Consider the following 25,536-nt stretch of genomic DNA (forward strand, 5'->3'; position numbering starts at 1 on the left):
GGGTATATAATAGAAGTAGATAAACTTAAGGAGTGAATGCTTATGAACGTAAACTATCAAAACATTATTGTGGCAGTAGATGGTTCTGATGAGGCTGATAACGCTATAAAGAAAGCGATTTCAATCGCAAAAGAAAATAATGCTAGGCTTGTCATTGCCCATGTTATTGATACGAGATCTTTTGCAACAGTAGCTGCGTACGATCAATCCATTGCAGCTAAATCAGATGAATTCGCTAATGAGCTCTTAGATAAATATATTGTTCAAGCAACTGCAGCAGGAATTGAGAATGTTGTAAAGGCAATTGAATTCGGTTCTCCAAGAGCAGTAGTTCCTCGAGAAATTGCGACAAAGTACAAAGCTGATTTAATTGTGTGTGGAGCGACAGGTTTAAATGCCGTTGAGAGATTTATTATCGGCAGTGTCTCTGAAGGAATTACCAGAAATGCTCCTTGTGATGTTTTAATTGTTAGAAGCAGTGATCAATAGAAATAAAAAGAAGAAAGTTCTATTATTGAAAGCAGTGTTTGCAATCAAATAATAGAATTTTCTTCTTTTACTTCACTTCTTCTTTTTCCCAAACGCAAAGCTTTGCTTTTTCAATCGCCTGCTTTATTTGGGTAAATCCAGTTCCGCCAGCACTATTTCGTCTTTCAACTGCCGTTCTGGGATTCAATACATGGTAGATATCCTGTTCAAATAAGCTGCTCGCCGCTTGTAGTTCTGTAATACTTAAATCCTGCAAATAACATTTTTTATTCACACAGTATAGAACCAATTTCCCTACTACTTCATGTGCCTCTCTGAATGGCATCCCTTTTTCTGATAAATAATCAGCTAATTCTGTAGCATTAGAAAAGTCATTTTTCGTGGCATTTTCCATTCCTTGCTCATTAACCTTCATTGTTTGAATCATACCAGCAAAAATGCGCAAAGAGCCAACCACCGTTTTTACGGTATCAAACATCCCTTCTTTATCTTCCTGCATATCTTTATTGTATGCTAAAGGCAAACCTTTCAATACAGTTAACAAGCCCATTAAATTTCCATAAACCCGTCCGGTTTTTCCTCGGATTAATTCAGCCATATCTGGATTTTTCTTTTGGGGCATAATGCTGCTTCCCGTGGAAAAACTATCGTCTAATTCAATAAATTTAAATTCTTGAGAAGACCAAAGAATAATTTCTTCACTAAAGCGCGATAGATGCATCATTAAAATAGAACTAGTCGATAGAAATTCTAGAATAAAGTCACGATCGCTTACTGCATCCATACTATTTTCATAAATGGAATCAAAGCCAAGTAAGTCAGCACTATAGGAACGATCAATAGGAAAGGTTGTTCCTGCTAAAGCACCTGCACCTAGTGGTGATACATTAATTCTCGTTACATTTTCCTGATATCGCTGTTTGTCTCTTTCAAACATCCAGAAATACGCCATTAAATGATGCGCAAAAGAGATAGGCTGGGCACGCTGAAGATGTGTATAACCAGGCATTACTGTTTCAATATGATGCTCTGCCTTTTCCAGCAACGAGCTTTGCAGCTCATTCAATAATTGGATAATTTGTTTCACTTGTTTTCGCAGGTAAAGATGCATATCTGTTGCAACCTGATCATTTCTACTTCTACCAGTATGGAGCTTCCCACCTACAGGACCAATTAAATCCGTTAATTTACTTTCTAAATTAAGATGGATATCTTCTAGTTTTACAGAAAAAGATAATTCATCCTTTTCTGCTTGCTTTTTTAGAGTAAGTAATCCATTTTTGATTTTCTCTGCCTCTGCTACTGACAATATCCCTGTCTTAGAGAGCATTTCCACATGGGCAATGCTCCCTTCTATATCTTCTAACACTAGTTCTTGATCAAAGGAAATGGACGCCCCAAATTCATCTACCCATTCCTCGGCAGATTTTGTAAATCTGCCTCCCCATAACTTCTTCACACAGACACCTTCTTGTCGTTTTCCACAATGCTTTGAACCTTTGTAGGAAGTCCCCAAAGTTTAATGAAGCCAACCGCTGCTGCATGATCAAACTCATCGTCGGAAGTATACGTAGCAAGTTTTTCATCATATAAAGAATACGGTGATTTTCTTCCTTCTACAATCGCATGCCCTTTAAATAGTTTCACGCGAACCGTTCCTGTCACGTTTTTCTGGGTTTCTTGCAAGAAAGCTTGCAATGCTTTTGTAATTGGAGAGAACCAAAGTCCCTCATAAATAACTTCTGTGATTTTCTTTTCGATAACTGGTTTAAAATGAGCTACTTCTTTTACAAGCGTAATATCTTCTAATTCTTTATGTGCTTTCATCAATGTTAAAGCACCTGGACATTCATACACTTCTCTTGATTTAATTCCTACTAATCTATTTTCTACATGATCGATTCTACCCACACCATGTTTTCCAGCGATCTTATTTAACTCAAGAATTAGCGCAGATAAAGAATAAGTAATACCATCTATGCTGACAGGAACACCTTCCTTAAATTCAATTTCAATAATATCTGCTTGATCAGGAGCATTTTCGAGACTTACCGTTAAGTCATACGCTTCTTCTGGAGGGGCAGCCCAAGGATCTTCTAAAATTCCACATTCATTGCTTCTTCCCCATAGATTTTGGTCTATAGAAAATGGACTATCCAAGTTAACCGGGATGGGAATATTTTTTTCTTTTGCATAAGCAATTTCTTCTTCACGAGACCATCCCCACTCACGGACTGGTGCTAATACTTTTAAATTAGGATTTAATGCTTGGATAGATACTTCAAAACGCACTTGGTCATTTCCTTTTCCCGTACATCCATGTGCGACCGCAACAGCATTTTCTTTTTCTGCAACTTCTACTAATTTTTTGGAAATTAAAGGTCTTGATAATGCAGAAACAAGGGGATACTTTCCTTCATAAAGGGTATGTGCCTGCATAGCAGTAAGTGCAAAATCCTGTGCGAATTCTTCTTTTGCATCGATGACATAAGATTGAACTGCACCAACCGAAAGTGCTTTTTGTTGTATAAAGTTCAAATCCTTTCCTTCACCAACATCTAAGCAGCAAGCTACTACATCATAACCTTGATCCTGTAACCATTTTATTGCTACAGATGTATCTAATCCTCCTGAATATGCTAAGACTACTTTTGGATTTGCCATTACCTAATTCCTCCTATATGCGAATAAATATTCATTTATTTATATTTTTATTCAAAAACTATATGTATCACTTTAACAACTTTCCCTAATAATTTCAATAGAATTTTTATAAAAATTTAAATAATTTTATTTTTATACACACAAAAAGATAGGAAGTCTCAGTATACATCCTATTAATAAACTAATTATTTGTATCTATAAAAATAAACTTAATCTTTTATGCATTATTTTATACATTTCATTAGTAGATAAATTCTATTTTTATATATAAAAATAGGTCAACCCTTTTCTTTACTTGAAAAGTTATTGACCTTTTTATTATTATTTATGCAATTCGCTGACAACATGACTTAATTCAGGAAGGATTAATTTGTTCATCGCAAGCCGTACAGCACCTGTAGATCCTGGAGTACAAAAAATGACCGTATTATTAATCGTTCCAGCAATCGCTCTTGATAATATAGCACTAGAGCCTATATCTTCTGTATAGCTTAACATTCGAAACAGTTCTCCAAATCCATCTAATTCTTTTGTTAGGAGAGGTTTAATGGCTTCGATGGTAATATCCCTGGGTGAAATTCCTGTCCCTCCATTTAAGAGAATACAATTAATTTCAGCTGATTGTACCCCCGTCATTATTTCGTGTACAATTTGTTCTTTCTCATCCCTTACGATGACATACTTTTGTATAGAATGGTTTTCCTGTTCTAACAGATCAATCATCAATTTTCCGCTTTTATCATTTTCCTCAGATCTTGTATCACTAACGGTTATCACTTTACAGCCAACCTGTAAGTATTGATGCTTCGTATGGATTTGTTTATTCATATTCCCCACTCTTTCGCTCGTTTTCTTTCTCCACTGTAAAATATGCTTTATGTGCCTTATCCAATAATAACGTGGCTTTGTCGCGTGTAAATAAATGAAGGCGATGCATTGGTCTTGTCATTGCAACATATAAAAGCTTTAAATCTATTTCTTCTTGGGAAAAAGACTCATTTAACGTAAAAAGAAGAACTGCGTCAAATTCCAGTCCCTTGGAAAGGTAGCTTGGTACTATAATTAAATATTTCTTTTCAAGCTCTTCATTTTCTTGAAGAAATTGGACATTAGGCACTTTTCTTTTTTGCATCTCTTTCAATATTGCTCTACATTCTTCCTCTGTTTTACCAATAATAGCAATGGAGTGATAACCGTCATTATGCAGTCGATCTGCTACTTGAATCATTCTGTCAATCAATTCTTGTTTTTGCTCATATAAATGAACAGTCGGTTTTTCTCCATGGCGGACAACTGGTTTCACTTTGGGCAAATCTTCATTGACTAAATGCAAAATTTCATTTGCCAAAAACATAATTTCAATCGTAGTCCGGTAGCTTTTTTGCAAGGTCATATAATTCGCGCGCGGAAAAATAGTTTGCTGTAATGTCTGCCAGTTCTGTAATCCCCGATAGGAGTGAATCCCTTGTGCTAAATCTCCAACAAGGGTAAACATATCTGTTTCTAGTCCTGCTTTTAAGGCATATAGCTGAAATTCGCTATAATCCTGCACTTCATCAATGACAATATTCTTCGCTCGATATTCTTTATCTATGCCTAATATTTTATACTGCAAATAAAATAATGCCCCTAAGTCCTCGATTTCCACTTTCTTTTGTTTTAATATCTTTCGCTGGAAGGCAATCAAATAATCTAATTGCTTTTCTGTTAGCGAATCTTCCGTATATTTTCTAAGGAGCTCCTTATCCGCAAATAATCTGGAATAATACTCATATAAATCGGTTGTCTCCATTGTCTTCATATATCTTCTAACAGCAGTTGAAGCTTCTTTCTTTACAGTTGCTATTCTTTCTGCCTTCGTGTCTAGAAAATAGACAACTTTCTCTTTCCGCTTTGAATCTTCTTTTATCTTTAAGGCACGATCTAATGCATCTTCATACTTTTCTTCCAACTTACTTAAAATTATTTTCTTTTTCCGTTTTAAATCAGCTTGTAAGATTCCCTTTATTTTCTCCTTCCGTTTGATTAAGGGAAGATAATCGTATTCCTTCTTAAATAAACGCTCCAGTTTCTTTGCTCCATATAACGGGAATTTTTCTACCCGAAAATCTTCTTTTGGACTCATTTCATTACATATATCCACTAAATATTTATCCATTACCTTTTTATATTCTAAAGATCCTTTATAACGGGAAAGCCACTTAACCAGTTCTTCTTGTTTGTTCTTATGATTTATAAATGTTAGTAATTTCTTATTTGACTGAATTACTTTCATTTTCTTTCCAATGCATAGTAAAACATAATCTAGGAATGTCGTTTGACGAATCTTCTCTACTCCCAAATCAGGCAGCGCTTGTGCAATATAACCGATAAACATATTATTTGGCGCAATAATCATTAATTGCTCAGGCTGAAAATATTTTGCATAGTTATAGATAAAATAGGATATTCGGTGTAAAGCAATAGTGGTCTTTCCACTTCCGGCCGCTCCTTGGACAATGATTGGCCGATTTAGATCTGCTCGAATTATTTCATTTTGTTCAGCTTGAATAGTTGAAATGATCTCTGTTAGTCGCTGGTCTGCTTTTCCAGCAAGAGATTGCTGCAATAATTCATCTGTTGTAGTTAAATCAATATCCTGATAATGAAGGAGCTCTCCTATTTCAATTTTAAATTGTCTTTTTAATGATAAATGCCCTTCAATCGTTTCTTCATTCACTTCGTATGAAACTTCGCCCAATCGTCCATCGTAATAGACATTTGCAATTGGTGAACGCCAGTCTACAATTATTGGTTTTTGTGTGTCCTTTTCAAAAAGCGAAGTTTTTCCTAAATAATAGACATTCTTTTGGGATTTCCCTTTCATTTGATAATCAATCCGCGCAAAATAGGGAGTATCTAAAATACGTTTTAAAATACTTAACTCGGTTGTTGCAAGCTGTAAAAACTTACTATTCGTTAAATAGTTGATATAACTCAAACTACTGTCAAGCGCCTCTTCATTGCTTATGGATTCTCGCACATTTTCCTGTAATGTCCCTTGATTGATCTGCGCCTCATGCAAAACAATATTCATATAATTTTTCGTATATTCAAGTCTTTCCCTTTCCTGTTCCCATTCGTCTAATGAAAAGTCTTCCATAGTTTCCCCTTTCTCCATTTATAAGAAAATTTCCATCCGCACCTTTTTGGTCCCGGTTGCTACACTTATCTTAAAGACGGATAAATTCCATCTCGTTTACTTAGTAAATAGCTTTTTTGATAAAAATGATGTGCCAATTCCGTCATCTCTTTCGTAAAATGGTAATTCGCCGCTGCTCCTATTATGGTACCAGCCATACTCGATTTCCTTTTAAAAAATAAGATAAATGAAAGCTTTATCAGCTCACTTAATAAAGAGTGCAGCATCTTTTCCTGAACTATTTCATCCTTTCCATCATAAAAGAAACCTTGCTGTTCTTTCTCTAATTCATCCATTAGCTCATTCCATGCTTCTTTTCGCTGCTCATGCGGTAAACACCCTGCACAGAAAACTTTCAATGCTGTCATGATTTCATTGGGACTATCAGCTGGTCTCCCATATAGCGAAGCAAGAACCTGAACGGATCGAAGATTAATAATAAGCATCGAGAGAAAATCGCCCATGAAAAAACCAGTATGCTTCGAAGCCAAAGCCCCTTGGGCCGAGGCAAGCATCCTGTAATGAGCCATTTGTTTTTCTGCAATGGATTGTAATTGGTCTATACTCAATTTTGTCATATCTCTTAAAGTGAAGATGGATTCATTATGTACTCTTGCCTGCTGCATAATTTTTTGAGCGGTGTTTCGTTGAAATGTGGAATTAATTAAGATGGCATGAAGATGGAATAAGATATTATTAAGTGATCGTACAATTTTTTGTTTTTGCCATTCAGGTAAATAGGATAAGCCAGTATTTATGTAATCAGAATAAAGATGGAGAATTTTGATTGATCGTTCACTTTTCCGTTCATTTTCCCATTGCTCTAATTTATCCAAATAATAAGCTTCAGCTTTTGTAAGCATTTAATCCCCCCTGAATAATAAGAATCATTCCTTATTTTACTAAAAGAAGCCAATAAAAGACAATATATTTATCCATTCAAGTAGTATTCCTTTTTTAATAGGAAAAAGACAATCTTTCTCGTACATTATGCTACGAAAAAGATTGTCTTCTAATTTTTCATCCTAGACCTTTGTACGCTTAACTTAAATACCAGCTAATCTACAAACGTCTCTTGCAATCATTACTTCTTCATTTGTTGGGATTACCATTACTTTTACTGGAGAATGTGGATAGTTAATGAATGACTCTTCACCAGAGATTTTATTCAATGTTGGATCCCAATAAACTCCCATAAATTCAAGCCCTTGAAGAACTCTAGCACGAACAATTTCACTGTTCTCACCAATACCAGCAGTAAAAATAATTGCGTCTACACCGTTCATTCCAGATGCATATGATCCAATGTATTTATGGATGTTATCTGCAAAAATTCTCAATGCAAGTTCCGCACGATCGTTGCCTTCTTTTGCTTGCTCTGTAATATCACGTAAATCACTGGAGAAACCAGAGATTCCTAAAAGACCACTCTTCTTATTTAATACTTGTAATACTTCATCAGCAGATTGATCTGTTTTTTCCATGATAAACGGAATTAACGCAGGGTCAATATTACCAGAACGAGTTCCCATTGTAACACCTGCAAGAGGAGTGAATCCCATTGAAGTATCAACAGACTTTCCACCTTCAATAGCTGCAATACTAGCACCATTTCCTAGGTGACATGAAATTAAGCGTAATTGGTCAATAGGACGGCCTAATAATTCAGCAGCACGTTGAGACACGTATTTATGGCTTGTACCATGGAAACCATATTTACGAATTCCATATTGCTCATAATATTCATATGGAAGGCTGTATAAATAAGATTTTTCCGGCATTGTTTGATGGAATGCTGTATCAAATACTGCTACAGCCGGAACATTTGGCAATACATGTTGGAATGCACGAATACCAGTTAAGTTAGCTGGATTGTGTAAAGGTGCTAATTCAGATAAAGTATCAATTTTACCAATTACATCATCTGTAATTACTGCAGAATCAGCAAATTCTTCTCCGCCGTGAACAACACGATGACCAATTCCTTCGATTTCATCTAAAGATGCGATAATGCCTAATTCTGTTAATTTGCCTAAAAGAATCTTAACAGCGACATCATGATCAGGAATTTCTGTAACTTCCTTGATTTTTTCTCCGTTGACAGAGATATTAAATACAGCATCAGTTAATCCAATGCGCTCTATTAAACCTTTTGTAATTACTTCTTCACTTGGCATTTCGAACAATTGAAACTTTAGTGAAGAACTACCAGCATTAATCGCAATTATTTTTGCCATAAAATGATTTACTCCCCTTTTGTATAACAACTTTTTATTTACTTTGCCTGACATTGAACAGATCGAATCATACAACAGACAAGATTTACTTCTTTCAGTTTTTCATTAAAACATTCTACTAGAAACATTTCAAGCACATTATGCCCAGTTATTCATTTTTTTTTAGATTTTCGTCGATTTTTCGAAAAAAAGACAAATTTGCGCCGATTATCTTCTATATAATAAAAGGAAACTGTCTTATAACACTTAACGTAATTTAAATTATTATCCTTACTTATTTGCTTGTATCCATGTGTCCAATTCACTTAAAACTTGTTCCATTGCACGCATATTAGAGAAGCTTGGAACTTTTGCAAGTAAAACTTGCTTTGGTGCTACTATATTATTCCCCTTTTTCTGTAGAATCAATATACTTTTTGCGGACTGTTTATTTTTGAAAAGCGTTTCCGGCAATTGCATTATTGCTTGTATGTGTACTTCTTCTTTTATATAGTCATGAAGTTTAGCCGCTTGCTCTGACTCAAATAAGTTATTAGGAATAACAAAGAAAGCATAGCCCCCAGGCTTAACATAATTTATACTTTGTTCGATGAACAAATGATGTGCATATGTATGCCCATCTTCCGCTTTCACTTTAAATTCATTCGCACGAATATCGTTCGGATAATACCCTACTGGTAAATCACTTACGACAACGTCGACTGGATCAATAAACAAATGCTCTAAGCTATCTTGGTTAAAAAATTCAATCGGTTGTTCCTGAAGATTCGCATTTACTAATGCTAACTGTAAAAGCAAGTCATCAATATCAACACCGTAGGCTGCAATATTCTTACCGACTTGATGGTTCATCACAGTTGTTAATAGATTGCCTGTCCCAACTGCCAAATCTAATAACCGAAGCTCTTCACTCGTATAAAACTTTTGTACTAAATAACCAAAGAGGATTCCAATTGAATCTGGTGTCATTTGATGATTAGGCTGTGTATTTTCTTTCATTCCTTTTAAAATGACTAATTGAAATGCTTTACGAATTTCCTCTTTTGAATATTTAGCCAAGTGAATCGTTTCATATGATTTTTTTAATCTTTTTTTACTTAATTCACTTAACTCTTCCTGTAAAATCGCTTCTTGAAAAATATTCTCTCCTGTTAAAGCTAAAGATTCTAAATACGTATATTCTAGTTCTTCTTGTATAATCAATGCTGTTTCATTAAAAACTGTAAATAATTCTTCTACTGGAGAAATGTTCATGTTATCACCTAATTATTATAGATTTCTTATAAAATAAACCAAATAAAAAGAGTCTGTCCCTTTTAAAAGGCCAAACTCTAGCTTATCATACGGTTAAGAAATTAACCAGATAATCGATTGTATTATCTGCCGTTCGGCAAATTAATTAGCTTCTTTTACTGCTGCGATTGCTGCCTCATAATTTGGATGATTGCTTCCTTCACTTACATATTCTACGTATGTTACCGTATCATTAGCATCTACTACGAAAACAGCACGTGCTAATAATCGCAATTCTTTCATCACAACACCATATGCTTCCCCGAAAGACAAGTCTCTATGGTCTGATACGGTAATAACATTTTCCAACCCACTTGCTGCACACCATCTTCTTTGCGCAAAAGGTAAATCGACACTTACTGTTATTACTTCCACATTTTCAAGCTTGGAAGCTTCTTCATTAAATTTTCTTGTTTGCGCATCGCACACACCTGTATCAACAGAAGGAACTACACTAAAAAGACGAATCTTTCCTTTTGAGCTAGCTAAAGTCACTTCTGACATATCATTCGCTAATACAGTAAATTCGGGAGCTTTGTCTCCAACTTTAATTTCGTTCCCAATCAGTGTGACTGGATTATGTTTAAATGTTACATTTGCCATTTGTCTCTCCTCCATATTCATATGTAATTACTATCATCATATCGATAGTTGCTACTATTTGCAAAAAATACGAACTGTTTAAGGATATTTACAGGCAAAGTGAAACGAGCTCACCGATTCTTGTGAACTCGTTTTGCTAACAATTAAATTCGCAGTTTGCTGAACATTAAAATTCAATATCTTCTTTTTGTTGCTGTGATTGTCCTTCACTACTGTTGGAATTAGAAGATAAATCTTTCTTGGCAAACATTTGCTGAATTTTATCAACAGCTTGTGGAGCAATATCCAAGATTTTTTCATAAAGATGGGTACTTTCATCTAAGTGGACCATTTTTACTCCTTGAGCATTTACAATTAAAAATGCAATTGGTGTAATACTAACTCCACCACCGCTACCTCCACCAAAAGGATGCTTTGTTAAAGAATCATTTAATGAATGATTCTCTAACGTAAATTCGCTCCCTCCGGCCGCAAATCCAAATCCAACTTTAGAAACAGTTAAAATAACGCTGCCATCTGGTGTTTCGACAGGATCGCCAATAATCGTATTGACATCAATCATTTCTTTTAAATTTTCCATCGCAGTTGTCATTAAGCCTTGAATCGGATGATCTGACATTTTCCTATTCCTCCATTGTCTATTGTTTACTTTGGATAGACGTTTCATTTGTTTTAAAATTAGGGAAACCATCTTTCCAATATTTCACCAGTTTAATTCCTGCCATCATAGCATGCCCTAACCGAAATTGAATCATACAAGAAAATAATGTTTCAGAGGCAACTCCCTGAAATTGAGGATAGATATTTATTTTCGGCATATCACGCAGCTTCATATAATTACTCATCATTCCGATGATACTGCCTTTTACTGCCCAAATTGCACCCGAAACCATCCCTGTATGCGCCGCATCTCCTAGGCCCACAATGGAGCTCCATTCTATATTCTTTATTGTTAGTTTTGCTAAAAACGCTCTTACTATGCGGTGAAAATGAACAACATGATTTAATAACTCTTGGGAATTTGATAAAAAATTTAATAAATCTGAGCCAGAAAATTGTTTCGTATCCTCCATTGTCTCTTTTTTGCCTGTTATTTCTGTTTCTTCTTCTATTACTAATGAAGGAGAGTCCTCATCTATTTTGATTAGTGGTATCGTCTTCTTATACCGAATAATTCCAAATAACGCACGAACTTCTATTTTTAAATCATCGTTATCTTTCTTATGGTAATAGCGGATATGTATCGTTAATTTAAAAAAACATAAAGATAGTAGAAGTAATAAAAAAGCACCAATAATAATAGCTAGAATGAAAAGAACTTTCATTTTGGCAACACTTCCCTTCAGCTTATTATTATTGGATAAAGCAGCCAAAATTAAACATGCTAGGTCTGCAGTTAATTACCAGAAAGCGTGTTTCACAAAATCAATAAAAAAACCCAAACAATTATACGAAAATTACCATTTCCGTATAATTGTTCGGGTCTATATTCGTTAAAATACTGCAATCCTCGTCTCATTTTTGTTATCGGTCATGTACTACTGCCGTATCAGCAAATATATCATGAAGTCCTTGTTTCTTTGGTAAGAAGGCAACTAATGCATATAAAATGAAAAAGCTGCTAGAGATAAATCGACCTATCCACTCACGGAAAAGAATAGTATCCCATGTTAGTTTTTCTTTGTTTATCGGTACAACTTTTAATCCAAAAATCATTTTCCCTAATGTTTGTTTCAAAAACTTTGTCATTAACACAAAATATAAATAAAACGTAATAGCTGTACAAATGTTTACTGTTGAGAAAATCCCTGATTCGTATAACGGGATATCGGCTATTCGTAAAATCGGATAGATTAGAATTCGATTGACACTTGAAACAATAATTAAATCTGCTAGATATGCCCAAAAGCGCATCCAGAATCCTGCATACACATAAGGAGCTTCCCCCAATGGCAACTTCTTTTCTTTTGGTACATTTGGTGTCTGCTCATCCCTATCTACTGTTTCCTTATATGAAATAGTAGATTCTGACACTGTTTCTCCCTTTAAAGAAGTTTCAGTTTCCAACTTTTCATGTTCATTACTCAATTAGTTCCCCTCCTATTCTGCATATAAATACATTAGTCGAGGTGAGTTAGCATTTGTGACGATTTTTAATATATTTGCTAATTCTTTATCCTCACTTGTAATTAATTTTTTCGCAGTCACGCCAAACAAGGAACCAAAGCCAGTATTGTCCGTATACTTAACAACCGCAGCATCATTTAATTGATAGTCTGCTTTCATCTTTTCTACCACATCATCAAAATAACCAAAATCATCAATTAAATTTAATTCCTTCGCTTGTCTTCCATCATAGATACGACCATCTGCGATTTTCTTCACTTCTGCCTCTTTCATACCTCGTCCATCTGCGATGACTTTAACGAAACCAGCATATGAATTATCAATTAATCGTTGTAAAATGTCTCTTTCTTCCTCTGTCATTTCTCTAGTAGAACTCATGATATCCTTGTATTTACCACTTTTAATTGTAACAAATTCAACACCATACTTTTCAGCTAGACCTTCAAAATTATATCCACTCATAATAACACCAAGCGAACCAGTTAATGTTTCAGGACTTGCAAAAATTTTATCAGCAGGGGCTGAAATATAATAACCTCCAGAAGCTGCCATTGATCCCATTGAGACATAAACAGGTATTTTAGCTTCCTTTTGAATTTCCACTATTTTATCGTGAATCTGTGCACTTTCCACTACTCCTCCACCTGGAGAGTTCACTTTCAAAATAACCCCTTTTACACTTGGATCTTCTTTTATATAATCCAGCTTTTCCATAAAGGAAGTATGGTTATATCCAGCTGCTGAAAAAAGAGAATCAGCATCACCAGTATCCTGTATCGTTCCAGACACTTCTAAAACTGCTATTTTATTAGCGATATTTCCATCCTCTATGTATTCTTCTACATAAGGCGCTTTACCTTCACCTAGAAATTGTCCAAATAACTCTTCCACATCGGTTGTAAATGCTATTGATACCAAACTAGTAATAATGGAGAAGGCAAAAATAACACCTGCTATGCCTAAAGCTGCCCAACGTTTTCCATTCATTCACTCAAAACCCCCTAATATTCGTTCTCTTTCCTTTACGTTCTACCAAGAAAAATGTTTCAGAAAAATGCATAATTCCAACTATAGTATTTTATTATTTTTCTCTTATGCTATTCCTTTAGCTTCTTCTTTCTTTTTTGCTGAAGAAAATAGCTTTGTTCGCGAAAGAGAATAAATCGTTAATGCAGACCAAATAAATATAAATGCTAATAAGTGTGCCGTTGTAAATGGTTCGTGATAGACAAATACACCAAGAATTAATGTTAATGTAGGTGTTAAGTATTGTATGAATCCTAGCATGGATAAAGGAATCCGCTGCGCTCCCTTAGCGAAAAATAATAACGGAACAGCTGTCAACACGCCTGATATAATTAACAAAAAGTCTAAACTGGTTGAAACAGCCAAAAAGGCATGATTCCCTTTTGCAAATAAATAACCGATATAAAGGAGCGCAAATGGGGTAATAAACATGGTTTCCAATGTTAATCCTACATCGGAATCAACTTTGATTAATTTTTTTGCCAAGCCATATAAACCAAATGTCATTGCTAAAGAAATTGCTATCCAAGGAAAGGCTCCATGGGCGAATGTAATAATACAAACTCCGATTGCAGCTAATAGTACGGATACATACTGGATCTTCGATAATTTTTCTTTCATCACAAAAATGCCTAATAATACACTTACTAATGGATTTATATAATACCCAAGACTCGTTTCGATTATTTTGTTGGCATTTACCGCCCAAATATAGATAAACCAGTTACAACTAACTAGCACAGAAGCTATAAATAGCATAATCGCCTGTTTTTTTTGATACTTAAATGATCGTAGTGTTTGAAAAAACAATGTCCATTTCCGTGTAATAGTAAGTAAAATACACATAAAAATAAACGACCAAAATATTCTATTTGCAAGAATTTCATCTGCTCCTACTCCTTGCAGATGTTTCCAATATATCGGAAACAGCCCCCATATTAAATAGGAAATCCCCGCAAAGATGACCCCAATCCGAACATTATTTTTCTCCATTTTTCATCGCTTCTTTCTATAATCGAAATATTCCATATTATATACATTTTTTTGGAGGCTGACAATCAATCTTTTTTAGAAATCTTTGTAATGGATTAACTTCCTCTGTTAAATACGTTCGTACATTATTTCATTTCCAACAATAGTTTTCGTTACTTCGATTTGCTCTATTTCATGTGAGTTCACGTGAAATATATCCATATTTAAAATCGTAAAATCCGCTACATACCCTTTCTCAATCTTCCCCCGATCCTCTTCATGACAAATAGCATAGGCACTCCCTTTTGTATACAGGCAAACTGCTTCATAAATCGTCAAAGCCTCTCCGGGAATATATCCTTTTCCTTGTTTATCCTCTTGGTTAGATCTTGTCACTGCTGCTTGAATTCCTACTAAAGGATTCACATTTTCAATTGGAGCATCTGAACCACCTGCACAATGCAATCCTTCTTCTAATAATGTTTTCCAAGCATAACAGTATGCTAAATTTTCCTCTCCCAGTCTATCGATAACCCATGGGAAATCGGAAGCTACAAAGCTAGGCTGGATATCTAATATTAAAGGTAATCCCTTCATACGTTCGATTAAATCCTTGCGCAGCATGGTTGCATGGATAAGACGATCTCTCCCAGACCCTTGCAAGGGATACTTTTCAATAGCATTCAACACCATCTCAAAGGCAGCATCCCCAATGGCATGTACAGCAATCGGATTTTCTTTTTCTCTTGCCTTTGCTACTAGGTCATCTAACGTTTCTTGGGTAAAAATACTTACTCCATTTGTCGAAGGATCATCATGATACGGTCTACTTAAAAAGGCAGTTCTTCCTCCGAAAGCGCCATCTGCAAATATTTTCATGCTACCAAACTCTACCCATTCGGAACCACCTAAGTATTTCCCACCATCTTCTTTCATCTCTTCAAACACTTCATGGTGCACAAGCAGATGAGCTCTAAATAGATTGCCCTCTTCTTCTATTACTTTTTTAAAGGACTGATATGTTCCTTTATATCCATGATAGTAATTTAAGTCTTCTGTATGAGCTCCAGTAAGGCCTAATCGGTAAGCATCTTTAATTCCTGCTCGTAATGCATTCTCCACATATTCGTCTGTTACTTTTGGTAGAACACTTGTGATTAATTCTTGAGCTTGATCTTTAAATACGCCATTAAGGTTGCCTAATTCATCCTTCTCGATAACTCCACCAAATGGAACTGGTGTATCATTTGTAATATTGGCAATCTTCAAAGCATATGAATTCACCGCAATCGCATGCTTGCATATTCGGTTAAGGAGAACGGGATGATTGGGAACATGTTGATCAATGTCCTTAGCTGTCAGGACTTTCTGTTCAGGCCACATGTTTTCGTTCCAACCATCTCCGATAACCCATTCGCCTTCTTTAATATCCTTTGCATAACTAGCTAGCATTTGTAAAGCTTCCTCTTTCGAGGTGCAAGCAGATAAATTTAGTCTTAAAAGTTTTTCTCCGTGACCAATTAAATGCATATGACTATCAACAAAACCTGGTAGAAGCACATCACCTTTTAAGTCTATTTCTTCCTCTATGCTTTCTCCATGTTTTTCTAACAAATATTCCTTATCACCATAGTCTACTATATATTGTCCATCTGTTAAAATAGCTTCTACCAGATCTCCTTCTTCTTTAAGTGTATATATTTTCCCACCATAAATAAGTTTTCTCACGTCAATCCCTCCCCATTTTCACTTTTCTTTTTACAAAAAGGACACTCTTAAAAGTGCCCTTTTTGTCTCCCTGCTTCAATTCAATATACTGTTTTAGTACTTACTATTTTTTTCATTCTCTCTTAATTCAACTCGTCTAATTTTACCTGAAGTTGTTTTTGGCAGCTCATTCATAAATTCTATTTTACGAGGATATTTATAAGGAGCCGTTAATTTCTTGACATGGGATTGCAGCTCTTTCGTTAATTCCTCGTTTCCTTCCATTCCATCTCTAAGAACGACAAATGCCTTCACAACATTCCCTCTTATTGGATCTGGACTTGCTACGACCGCACATTCTTTCACCGCTTTATGTTTAACAAGAGCATCTTCCACTTCAAATGGTCCAATCGTATAGCCAGAACTGATAATAATATCATCTCTTCTACCTTCGAACCAATAATAACCATCTTCATCTTTTCTCGCACGATCCCCTGTGACGTAATACTCCCCGCGAAATTGATTTTGTGTTCTTTCTGGTTCTTTTAAATATTCCTTAAACAACGCTGGCGTATCTTTGTGAACTGCTATATCTCCAACTTCACCAACTGAACAAATTTCACCATCTTCATTGATGATTTCCACCAAATTTCCTGGTGTTGGTTTTCCCATGGAGCCAGGTCTTAATTCGACTCCTTTTGTTATCCCAACTAATAATGTATTTTCTGTTTGTCCATATCCATCACGTACATCTAGGTGGAAATGTTCTTTAAATACATCAATTACTTCCCTGTTTAATGGTTCGCCAGCAGAAACAGCACTTCGTAATTGGTTTAATTGATACTTATGAATATCCTCCACTTTCGCCATTAGACGATACTCTGTTGGTGTACAACAGAAAACATTCACTTCATATTTCTCCAAAAGTTGTAAATATTTTTCTGGATTAAATCGTCCATGATAAACAAGTCCAATTGCTCCAGATCCTAATACTGATAATAAAGGACTCCATACCCATTTTTGCCATCCAGGTCCTGCTGTTGCCCACACTAAATCTCCTTCTTCAATACAGAGCCAATTTGGAGCAGCTGTTCTTAGATGGGCATATGCCCATCCATGCGTATGTACAACACCTTTTGGATTCCCCGTTGTTCCTGAAGTATAGGAAATAAAAGCCGTATCTGTTTTCAATGTAGGAGCTAACTGCAGCTCGTCAGAAACATCTTCTGCTCTTGCATCTAAATGCATCCAGCCTTCTTTTCCTTCTCCCAGCACAAAGCGTTTAATCATATGTATATCTTCTACTAGTTCTAATTCGCCTATGAAAGGATAATAACTAACAACTGCTTTTACGTCTCCATGCTTGATCCGGTATTGCAAATCTTTGGCCCGCAGCATTTCAGAACTTGGTAAAATCGTTAACCCTAGTTTTAAAGCTGCTAAATATACTTGATATGCTTCTATTATTCGTGGAACAATAACAAGCACGACATCTCCTTTTTGTAACCCTTCATCCTTAAATACATTTCCTATTCTATTTGCTGCTTTCATTAAAGAGGAATATGTAACTTCTTTTGTTTCGCCTTCTTCGTTCTCCCATTTCAACGCTAGCCTATCTGGATTCTGGGCAAATTTCTCAATCTCCGAAACAAAATTATATTGTTTGGGAGCTATTAAATCTTCCGTCTTCATAACCTATTCCTCCTGATTCTAATTGTAAATACTTAACCCATTATACTACCCCATTTGTATTTTTTAAATTATTTAAATTTCAAAGCACTAGGAATTTGATAGTTTTTCAAAGAATTACTCTAAAATCTACATGAAAGTTCAATAGAAACTCACTCTGCAAAATGATAAAGTGTTTCTTTTTATAAAAATATCGTAAAGAAAAGAGCAAGGCATAACACCTTGCTCTTTGTAGCCATTTTATTCAATTATTTAGAGAAACCGCCGCCTAATTGTTGCTCAGCCATTTGAACTAAACGTTTAGTGATTTCACCACCAACTGAACCGTTAGCGCGAGAAGTTGTTTCAGCACCTAAGTTTACACCAAACTCAGTAGCGATTTCATATTTCATTTGATCTAGAGCTTGAGAAACTCCAGGTACTAATAATTGATTTGAATTGTTGCTGCTTGCCATGTGTATCACCTCCTTGTGATAATAGAATGTGTAATACACATGGCATTCATTCGTTTTAATTACTGGTAATTCTTCACAAAAATATTGGGGATTTTTGTTAGCAAAAGTTATGATGCTCCACTTAGAAAAGGGAATCCATTTCTGTGTTTATTTTATTTTCTTCTCTTTTCAGGATTATCGTTTCCACATTTTTGACTGCTTCTTCAATCAAAGGCTCAAAATCAGTAAAGCTTTCGTAATACTGTATTTTTTCCTTTTTCGGTTTTGTTTTTGGAGAAGAAGGTACAAATACTGTACAACAATCCTCATATGGACGAATGGAGATATCATGGGTATCAATTTTCTTTGCCCATTCAATAATTTCCGTTTTATCTGTTGTTATTAAAGGTCTTAAAATAGGAGTATTTGTCACGTCATTGATTGCATACATACTTTCTAACGTTTGGCTCGCCACTTGACCTAAGCTCTCACCCGTAATGATAGCTAGTGCTTCTTGTCTTTTCCGAATTTCGTCTGTGATTCTTAACATAATTCTTCGTGTTGCAGTCATCGTATAGTTCTCTGGAATTTGTTTATGAATCAACTGCTGGATTGTCGTAAATGGAACAATATGCAAGACAAAATGTCCGTTAAAACGAGCCAGTTTCTCCGAAATATCAATTACCTTTTGTTTAGCTCTTTCACTAGTAAATGGCGGACTAAAGAAATGTACTCCCTCTACTTCTAATCCCCTTTTCATGGACAAGTATCCAGCTACCGGACTATCCAATCCTCCAGATAACATCAACATCGCTTTTCCACTTGTTCCTGAAGGTAATCCTCCTGCTCCTGCTATATTTTCACAGGAAAGATAGATCGCTTCTGTTCTGACTTCAATTTGGACATTTATATCAGGGTTTTTAACATCTACTTTTAAACCAAGGATATTTTTTAATAAATGACCACCAATCGCCTGATTTATTTCATTAGTATCAAGTTCAAACCCTTTGTCTGCACGTCGAGCACTTATTTTAAAAGTAGATCCTTCCTCATATAAAGAAGTAACAATATCTAAAGCAGCCGCTTTGATTATTTCGATATCTCTTTCTAGCTTTATTGCAGGACTAAAAGATTGAATGCCAAAGATATTTTTAAGAACTTTGGAAATCTCCTCCACATCTTCCCCATTTAATAATACATACATTCTTTCTCTTTTTGCTTCAATAGACACAGCTGGAAACGCCTCTAAAGCCTTGGCGATTGTCCGTCTTAATTTATCTACAAATTGTTTTCTATTTCTTCCCTTTGTTGATAGTTCCCCATAGCGTATTAAAATACGATCATATTTCATTTCATTACACCTCTCAACCATTCTTTGATATCTTGTATAGCAGCCACTACTTTTTCCATTTCTTCCATTGTGTTTGCATACGAAAAACTAATTCGAAAAGAGCTTTCAGCAATTTGTTCGGATACACCCATACCTAATAATGTCTTACTAACTTTATTAGTTTTGGAGGAACATGCACTCGTTGTAGAAATATAAATATCACGTTCTTCTAACGCATGAACAAATACCTCTGCTTTTATTCCTTCAATAGAGAAATTAAGAATATGGGGCACACTTTTTCCTAGAGCTGGCGAATGGATAGAGACACCATCTATTCTAGCTAGCTGTTCACGCAAATAAAGATTTATCTGTGTTAGGACAGACATTTTCTTTTTTTGATTTTGTAGCTGCATTCGTAATGCCTTGGCAGTTGCTACTGCTCCAGCTACATTCTCGGTCCCACTTCTAAAAGCATTTTCTTGACCACCACCTGCTAATAGCGGTTGAATCCTTTTACCTTCTTTTATATATAGAACGCCATTTCCTTTAAGTCCATGAAATTTATGAGCTGAAATCGTATAAGCGTCTATATTTGCTTTCTTTAAAGAAATTGGCTGCTTTCCAATTCCTTGAACGCCATCCACATGAAAAAAAACATGCGGATAATTAGATAAAAACCTGCCTATTTCTTCAATCGGCTGAATTGAACCTACTTCATTATTAACATGCATCACCGAGACAAGGATGGTTTCTTTACGAATCTGTTTGATTATATCCTCTGCAGAAACTTGTCCATATTCATTAACGGGTACATACGTAATAGTAAATCCATCTTCTTCTAATTGTTCCATTACCTTGTGAATAGAATCATGTTCAATAGTTGTCGTTATTATATGATTTCCTTTTCCTTTAAACGTACGCGCTATCCCTTTTAAAACAGTATTATTCCCTTCCGTTCCTCCTGAAGTAAAAAATATTTCATTACTTTTTACTTCTAAGAGCTCAGCAATTTGTTCCCTTGCCTGTATTAGTAATTTCTCCGCTTCCATTCCTATCCCATGGATCGAGGATGGATTCCCAAAATACTTTTGAGATACAGTAGTATATGCATCAAGAACTTCTGAAAAAGGTTTAGTTGTAGCACTATTATCTATATAGATCATTACATCGGGAGTTCCTTTCCTTAAAAAAGTTAACTTTATTTAGTTAAATGGATATATTTATTAACAGCCATTTTGCTGTATCACATCATAAAAACAAAATCTTTTCTAGAAGGTAGTTTCCTTTTAAAAGAGTATTTATCGATTGAAAACTGCAACTGCTTTTTTATGTTCTTTGACAGGATATCCGATAAGTCGAACACTTCACAACAGATGCCCATTACATTTAGGTAATAAGCCCCACCATGAAAGTTTTACTTTATAATGCTACCATATGTTAAAACTTTTGCAAATACACGGATAAGCTACTATGATTTCTTCATTACATAAAAAAAGTCTGAGTTTATTTCCTCAGACTTTTTTGCACATATTGCATTAGCTTTCTAATGTTGATTTTCTTTCCATTCATTTGACCAAGCTTCGATTTTATTCATACTGCCTGGCTCTATTTCTTCGATGGTGGCTGCTGCATATTGCAATGCTTCTTTATAGCGATAGTGTCTAAAATGAGCTTCTGCTTCTAATAAACCTTGATGGACTTTTTGATATTTACGACGATACCTGTTTCCATATTGAATAATTTTCTCTGCTAAATAAACTGTTTCAACCAATTCAATTGTTACATTTACTAGCATTGTCACTTTTTCTTCGGTCACATCAATTATCTTTTTCACTTCAACCATATTTAATGGCGTATGTTCTAGCATTCTTTTTGCTTGATCAATACTCTCTTTTGCTTCTTGCATTAGTTGATTGTATTCCTCTGTGACACCTGGCAAATTGCTATTTGTCACGCTTCTTACCGCATCTGCCACTTGTTTACTTAATTCTCTTAAGCGATTATGGGCAGAAACTTCGTCTTTACGAAGAGCATGCAGCTTTTCAAATAGTGCTTTTTGTTCTAAAGAGGCACTTTCTAACTGTTCCTTTAAATCTTTTAACTCTTCTCCCAAAAGTGTATGTGCTGCAGATTCGGTCAGTAATTTATGCTCTAATACTTCATATTGCTTGAATAGAAAATTTAATTTCTTCTCCAACTTAAATTGAAGCTCAATATCTTCATTATCTAAATTATAGTTCTTTTGTAACAAGCCAACCTCGACTTGAAGCTGCGCATTTCCTTGCTGCACATCTGCTAAGATTTCTTTTGTTGCATTCATATTGATATGGCAATAATTTTTTGCCAGCACTTCTTTTTCTAATAAGTCATAAAGTAAATCTAGCTTATCCTGAATTTCAGAAACAACCTTCTCTACGGCCTCCACATTTCCTTCCTTTAAATCTGTTTCTGTGGAAGCAAGTTCATTAGTTAAACTTGCTATTTCTTCATCCATCTGCAAATGTTCTAAAATGTATCCTTGCTCCAGCATATCTGCATAGCCATCTTTTAACTCATCAAGTTGTTCAGGCAGCTTCGTTTGACATTCTATTAATAATGGAGGAATTTTTTCAATCAAATAAGTAATAGTAGATAAGCGATCTTGGATTTTATAGACTATTTCTCTTGCTTCTAAATAATCTCCATTATTCGTTTTCTCCTCATAAGTAATAAATAATTCCGCTATTTCTTGAAGCATTGTTTCAATCTTTTTCTCTGTATCACCAAAAGTATGGCGATGGGCTAAAAGATTTTTTTTACTGACACGATAGGATTCTTTTAGTTCTTCCATTTCTGTGCGGTTTTTTTCTTCACTACCGACAAGGTTATTAAGCTCTTCTAATAGTGTATCAATTCTTTTATCCACACTTTCCATTTTCATCCGAATTATATCTTGTGTCTTCTTCGCTCTTGGAAAATTATATTTATCAATATAACTCTCTGTATCAAAAAGCAGCTCTTCAATTTCAGGTAATTCAGCCGTAACGATATCGTCCCATTCTTGTCTCCATCTTTCAAATAACTCTTCAGTTTGTCCAATCATATTCAATTGTTTAACCTTCGCGAGTTCTTCCAGTACTGGACGATTCATGATATTTATTTTCCAGTTTTCTAATTCATCGACTCCGTTATAATACTTTCTTTTAATAAAATATCCCGCTACGAATAGGCAAATAATTATCCCTATTCCTCCAATTATGTAATTCATTTGAAGCCCCCTGTTCATACACCGGCCATAATTCCGTATCTATTTTCACTATTTTTTATCAAAATTAAGCAGCAGTAATCCGTAAGTAACAACAATGGATTAAATGCCCTAAAAAACTAAATAGGTTCAACAAATCTGTACGATAACAAAATAAGAAAAAAAATTAAGAGATGTCTCCCTATAAGCAAGTAAAATTCTTTGTATTTATGATAACATGTAAACGACAATTTTTGACTATTATTTTACGTTTTTTTCATAATTTTGTATTCTTTTTTCAAAGTTCGATAGTTATCTTAATTATATAAGGATTAATTCAAAAAAACACGCAGGAAAACTTCTTTATTTACCTTGCTGTTAAATTAAGTATATATTGAATATAGAAGGAATAGAAAGGATGGTAATTACGTTGAAGAAGGACGGACATATTCATACACCATTTTGCCCCCATGGAACGAAGGATTCTCTTAGACAATACGTTGAACAAGCAATTATGCTCGGTTTTACGGAAATGACTTTTACAGAGCATGCGCCATTACCAAAAGGTTTTATCGATACCACACCAACACAGGATAGTAGTATAACGCTGGAAGCACTGCCATTCTACTTAAAGGAAGTTCAGCATATCAAGAAAGAATATGAAGAAAGAATAAAGATCAATATAGGACTCGAGATTGATTATATAGAAGGATTCGAACTAGAAATAAAAGATTTTCTAGCTGAATGGGGACATTTTTTAGACGACAGTATCCTAAGTGTTCACTTTTTGAAAGATCCATTATCTAATCGCTATGATTGTGTGGATTATAGTCCTGAGTATTTTGGACATATGGTGAAACAGTATGGGGGAGTTTCAAGACTATATGACTGCTACTATCAAACACTTCTTAAATCGATTAAAGCAGATCTAGGCCCAGCCAAGCCAAAACGACTAGGCCATATCACCCTTATACATAAATTCCAGCAGCTTTATCCCCAGGAGCAGAACTTTCAAACCATTATTTTCACCATTTTAGATGAAGTGAAAAGCCATGGATATGAACTGGATTATAATGGGGCAGGCGTAAATAAGCCATATTGCAAAGAACCATATCCTCCTAAGTGGATTGTCAAGGAAGCGATAAACCGTCAAATCCCTTTAGTATATGGATCTGATGCTCATCAGGCAAAAGATTTAGGGCAAGGCTGGGACGTTATGTTATGGAATAATCAATAATTCTTTTTCGTTCAAACAAACAACATCGCGAATCCATCGGTGGATCTCTTCTATATACTTTCTTTTAAAGTAGTCCTCATTTAGAAAAATATGAAGAACCTCGGTCACATAATAAGAGTGTATAAAGGGCATCGAGAGTAGTCCTTTTAATTGAATGATACTATAAGAAATAGATTGTTTTCTAAATTCTTTGCTCTCGATCCCCTTTTCAAGGATTTGCGTAAAAATATATCTTTCTTTCACATAATAGGTGGACATTATTTCTCTTACAACTTGGGAATCGATGGATACCTCTCGTAAAACAAATCTTGTCAGCTGTGGATTTTTACATTGATAGGAAATAATGCAATCCACCATTTTTTTTAATTTCTCTGTTGGACTATCAGACTGGAGAAATACTTCTTCAAGCAGTTCTAAATACGTTTCAAAAAAGTTCATATAGCAATACTCTAATAATCCTTGTTTCCCATTGAAATAATACGATATATTGGCAATATTTACATTTGCTAATCCAGCAATATCACGTATAGAAGTACCATGATAGCCTTTTTGATTAAATAAAGAAATGGCTGCTTCTACAATGGCATCCCTTGTTGAAATTTCTTTCATCTAGTCTACCTCTTTTCTGTTGCGAATCATTAAAAAGTATGGTTGAATAATAAAAACTTCTATATAATTGAGAAAGACTGTTTTTATGAAGACAATCGTTTTCTATTTAATTACAATTTCTTTATCAGCGGAAAGAATCCTTTAAAAACCTTCCGACAAAGTGCTGGATTCTTCTGTATTTATCGTCAAAAAAACACATTTAAAACGAGAAAGATTGGTGATATACATGTTTAGTGTCGAAACATATAATGGTAACCGTGAACAACAGTATCAATTAGTTGAAAAGCAATTACGTGCTTTATTAGAGGGAGAACATAATGCTATTGCGAATCTTTCTAATGCATCCGCATTATTGAATCAATTTTTGCAAAACATCAATTGGGTAGGTTTTTATCTAGTGGAAGAAAATGAACTAGTTCTTGGACCATTCCAAGGATTACCTGCTTGTGTTCGAATTCCATTTGGGAGAGGGGTTTGTGGTACAGCCGCTCACAATAAAGAAACAGTAAGAGTTGAAGATGTCCATCAATTCCCTGGCCATATTGCGTGTGATGCCGCTTCTCAATCCGAAATTGTAATCCCATTAGTAAAAGAAGATGGCACATTAATTGGAGTGCTTGATATCGATTCCCCAGAAAAGAATCGATTTGATGAATTGGATCAAAAATACTTAGAATTATTCGCTTCTACTTTAGTTAAGTATTTATAATAATAG

Annotated in this window: 23 protein-coding genes; 3 read left to right on the plus strand and 20 right to left on the minus strand. The window is 34.9% G+C overall.

The window, feature by feature from the left end:
• Nucleotides 1-42 precede the first annotated feature (42 nt).
• On the plus strand, nt 43-489 hold the full coding sequence (locus NSQ92_RS15590; protein WP_047941850.1) for a universal stress protein: 447 nt from the start codon (nt 43-45) through the stop codon (nt 487-489).
• Nucleotides 490-556: 67 nt separating this feature from the next.
• On the opposite strand, the gene argH is transcribed toward NSQ92_RS15590, so the two are convergent.
• From argH to ezrA, 19 genes are all read right to left on the minus strand, one after another.
• Nucleotides 557-1,948: an argininosuccinate lyase gene (argH, locus tag NSQ92_RS15595; protein WP_047941849.1), complete on the minus strand. Its 1,392-nt coding sequence runs from the start codon at nt 1,946-1,948 to the stop codon at nt 557-559.
• Nucleotides 1,945-3,153: an argininosuccinate synthase gene (locus tag NSQ92_RS15600; protein ID WP_047941848.1), complete on the minus strand. Its 1,209-nt coding sequence runs from the start codon at nt 3,151-3,153 to the stop codon at nt 1,945-1,947. The genes argH and NSQ92_RS15600 overlap by 4 nt, the downstream gene beginning before the upstream one ends.
• Before the next feature lie 321 nt (nt 3,154-3,474).
• Nucleotides 3,475-3,981 carry a MogA/MoaB family molybdenum cofactor biosynthesis protein gene (locus NSQ92_RS15605; protein ID WP_047941847.1) on the minus strand — a complete coding sequence of 169 codons (507 nt, stop codon included), beginning with the start codon at nt 3,979-3,981 and terminating at the stop codon, nt 3,475-3,477.
• On the minus strand, nt 3,974-6,295 hold the full coding sequence (gene helD, locus NSQ92_RS15610; protein WP_341152945.1) for an RNA polymerase recycling motor HelD: 2,322 nt from the start codon (nt 6,293-6,295) through the stop codon (nt 3,974-3,976). The genes NSQ92_RS15605 and helD overlap by 8 nt, the downstream gene beginning before the upstream one ends.
• Before the next feature lie 65 nt (nt 6,296-6,360).
• Entirely contained in the window at nt 6,361-7,197 is an 837-nt protein-coding gene (locus NSQ92_RS15615) for an EcsC family protein (protein ID WP_341152946.1), read from the minus strand.
• Between the two features lie 183 nt (nt 7,198-7,380).
• Nucleotides 7,381-8,571, minus strand: a complete 1,191-nt coding sequence (locus NSQ92_RS15620) for an acetate kinase (RefSeq protein ID WP_047941845.1) — start codon at nt 8,569-8,571, stop codon at nt 7,381-7,383.
• Between the two features lie 270 nt (nt 8,572-8,841).
• The gene (locus NSQ92_RS15625; protein ID WP_061798736.1) at nt 8,842-9,825 is read right to left on the minus strand and encodes a class I SAM-dependent methyltransferase; all 984 of its coding nucleotides are present in this window, start codon (nt 9,823-9,825) and stop codon (nt 8,842-8,844) included.
• A 141-nt stretch (nt 9,826-9,966) separates the two neighbouring features.
• Entirely contained in the window at nt 9,967-10,467 is a 501-nt protein-coding gene (tpx, locus tag NSQ92_RS15630; RefSeq protein ID WP_047941843.1) for a thiol peroxidase, read from the minus strand.
• Nucleotides 10,468-10,633: 166 nt separating this feature from the next.
• Nucleotides 10,634-11,086 carry a GerW family sporulation protein gene (gene ytfJ, locus NSQ92_RS15635; RefSeq protein ID WP_047941842.1) on the minus strand — a complete coding sequence of 151 codons (453 nt, stop codon included), beginning with the start codon at nt 11,084-11,086 and terminating at the stop codon, nt 10,634-10,636.
• Nucleotides 11,087-11,105: 19 nt separating this feature from the next.
• Nucleotides 11,106-11,792: a DUF2953 domain-containing protein gene (locus NSQ92_RS15640; RefSeq protein ID WP_047941841.1), complete on the minus strand. Its 687-nt coding sequence runs from the start codon at nt 11,790-11,792 to the stop codon at nt 11,106-11,108.
• 199 nt (nt 11,793-11,991) lie between these two features.
• Complete coding sequence (locus NSQ92_RS15645; RefSeq protein WP_047941840.1) at nt 11,992-12,555, minus strand: RDD family protein; 564 nt, start codon at nt 12,553-12,555, stop codon at nt 11,992-11,994.
• Nucleotides 12,556-12,567: 12 nt separating this feature from the next.
• On the minus strand, nt 12,568-13,581 hold the full coding sequence (gene sppA, locus NSQ92_RS15650; protein ID WP_047941839.1) for a signal peptide peptidase SppA: 1,014 nt from the start codon (nt 13,579-13,581) through the stop codon (nt 12,568-12,570).
• Between the two features lie 105 nt (nt 13,582-13,686).
• The gene (gene rarD / locus NSQ92_RS15655; RefSeq protein WP_061798739.1) at nt 13,687-14,613 is read right to left on the minus strand and encodes an EamA family transporter RarD; all 927 of its coding nucleotides are present in this window, start codon (nt 14,611-14,613) and stop codon (nt 13,687-13,689) included.
• A gap of 108 nt (nt 14,614-14,721) precedes the next feature.
• The gene (locus tag NSQ92_RS15660; protein ID WP_061798742.1) at nt 14,722-16,320 is read right to left on the minus strand and encodes an amidohydrolase; all 1,599 of its coding nucleotides are present in this window, start codon (nt 16,318-16,320) and stop codon (nt 14,722-14,724) included.
• A gap of 93 nt (nt 16,321-16,413) precedes the next feature.
• Nucleotides 16,414-17,991 (minus strand): acyl-CoA synthetase MbcS, encoded by a 1,578-nt coding sequence (mbcS, locus tag NSQ92_RS15665; RefSeq protein ID WP_047941836.1) that lies wholly within the window; start codon nt 17,989-17,991, stop codon nt 16,414-16,416.
• Between the two features lie 245 nt (nt 17,992-18,236).
• Nucleotides 18,237-18,443 (minus strand): alpha/beta-type small acid-soluble spore protein, encoded by a 207-nt coding sequence (locus tag NSQ92_RS15670; RefSeq protein ID WP_031534962.1) that lies wholly within the window; start codon nt 18,441-18,443, stop codon nt 18,237-18,239.
• Between the two features lie 121 nt (nt 18,444-18,564).
• Entirely contained in the window at nt 18,565-19,773 is a 1,209-nt protein-coding gene (thiI, locus tag NSQ92_RS15675) for a tRNA uracil 4-sulfurtransferase ThiI (protein WP_047941835.1), read from the minus strand.
• Nucleotides 19,770-20,915 carry a cysteine desulfurase family protein gene (locus NSQ92_RS15680; protein ID WP_061798746.1) on the minus strand — a complete coding sequence of 382 codons (1,146 nt, stop codon included), beginning with the start codon at nt 20,913-20,915 and terminating at the stop codon, nt 19,770-19,772. The genes thiI and NSQ92_RS15680 overlap by 4 nt, the downstream gene beginning before the upstream one ends.
• Nucleotides 20,916-21,295: 380 nt before the next feature.
• Complete coding sequence (ezrA, locus tag NSQ92_RS15685) at nt 21,296-22,999, minus strand: septation ring formation regulator EzrA (RefSeq protein WP_341152947.1); 1,704 nt, start codon at nt 22,997-22,999, stop codon at nt 21,296-21,298.
• A 406-nt stretch (nt 23,000-23,405) separates the two neighbouring features.
• Between ezrA and hisJ the strand changes: the two genes are divergently transcribed.
• On the plus strand, nt 23,406-24,212 hold the full coding sequence (gene hisJ, locus NSQ92_RS15690; protein ID WP_047942138.1) for a histidinol-phosphatase HisJ: 807 nt from the start codon (nt 23,406-23,408) through the stop codon (nt 24,210-24,212).
• On the opposite strand, the gene refZ is transcribed toward hisJ, so the two are convergent.
• Nucleotides 24,195-24,821, minus strand: a complete 627-nt coding sequence (gene refZ / locus NSQ92_RS15695) for a forespore capture DNA-binding protein RefZ (protein WP_047941832.1) — start codon at nt 24,819-24,821, stop codon at nt 24,195-24,197. The two genes, hisJ and refZ, sit on opposite strands and share 18 nt — an antisense overlap.
• Nucleotides 24,822-25,047: 226 nt before the next feature.
• Between refZ and NSQ92_RS15700 the strand changes: the two genes are divergently transcribed.
• A complete protein-coding gene (locus NSQ92_RS15700; protein ID WP_047941831.1) occupies nt 25,048-25,530 on the plus strand; it encodes a GAF domain-containing protein in 483 nt (160 codons plus the stop codon).
• Nucleotides 25,531-25,536 lie beyond the last annotated feature (6 nt).

Origin of the sequence: Niallia sp. FSL M8-0099, from assembly GCF_038006945.1 — a bacterium.
Classification (GTDB): domain Bacteria; phylum Bacillota; class Bacilli; order Bacillales; family Cytobacillaceae; genus Niallia; species Niallia circulans.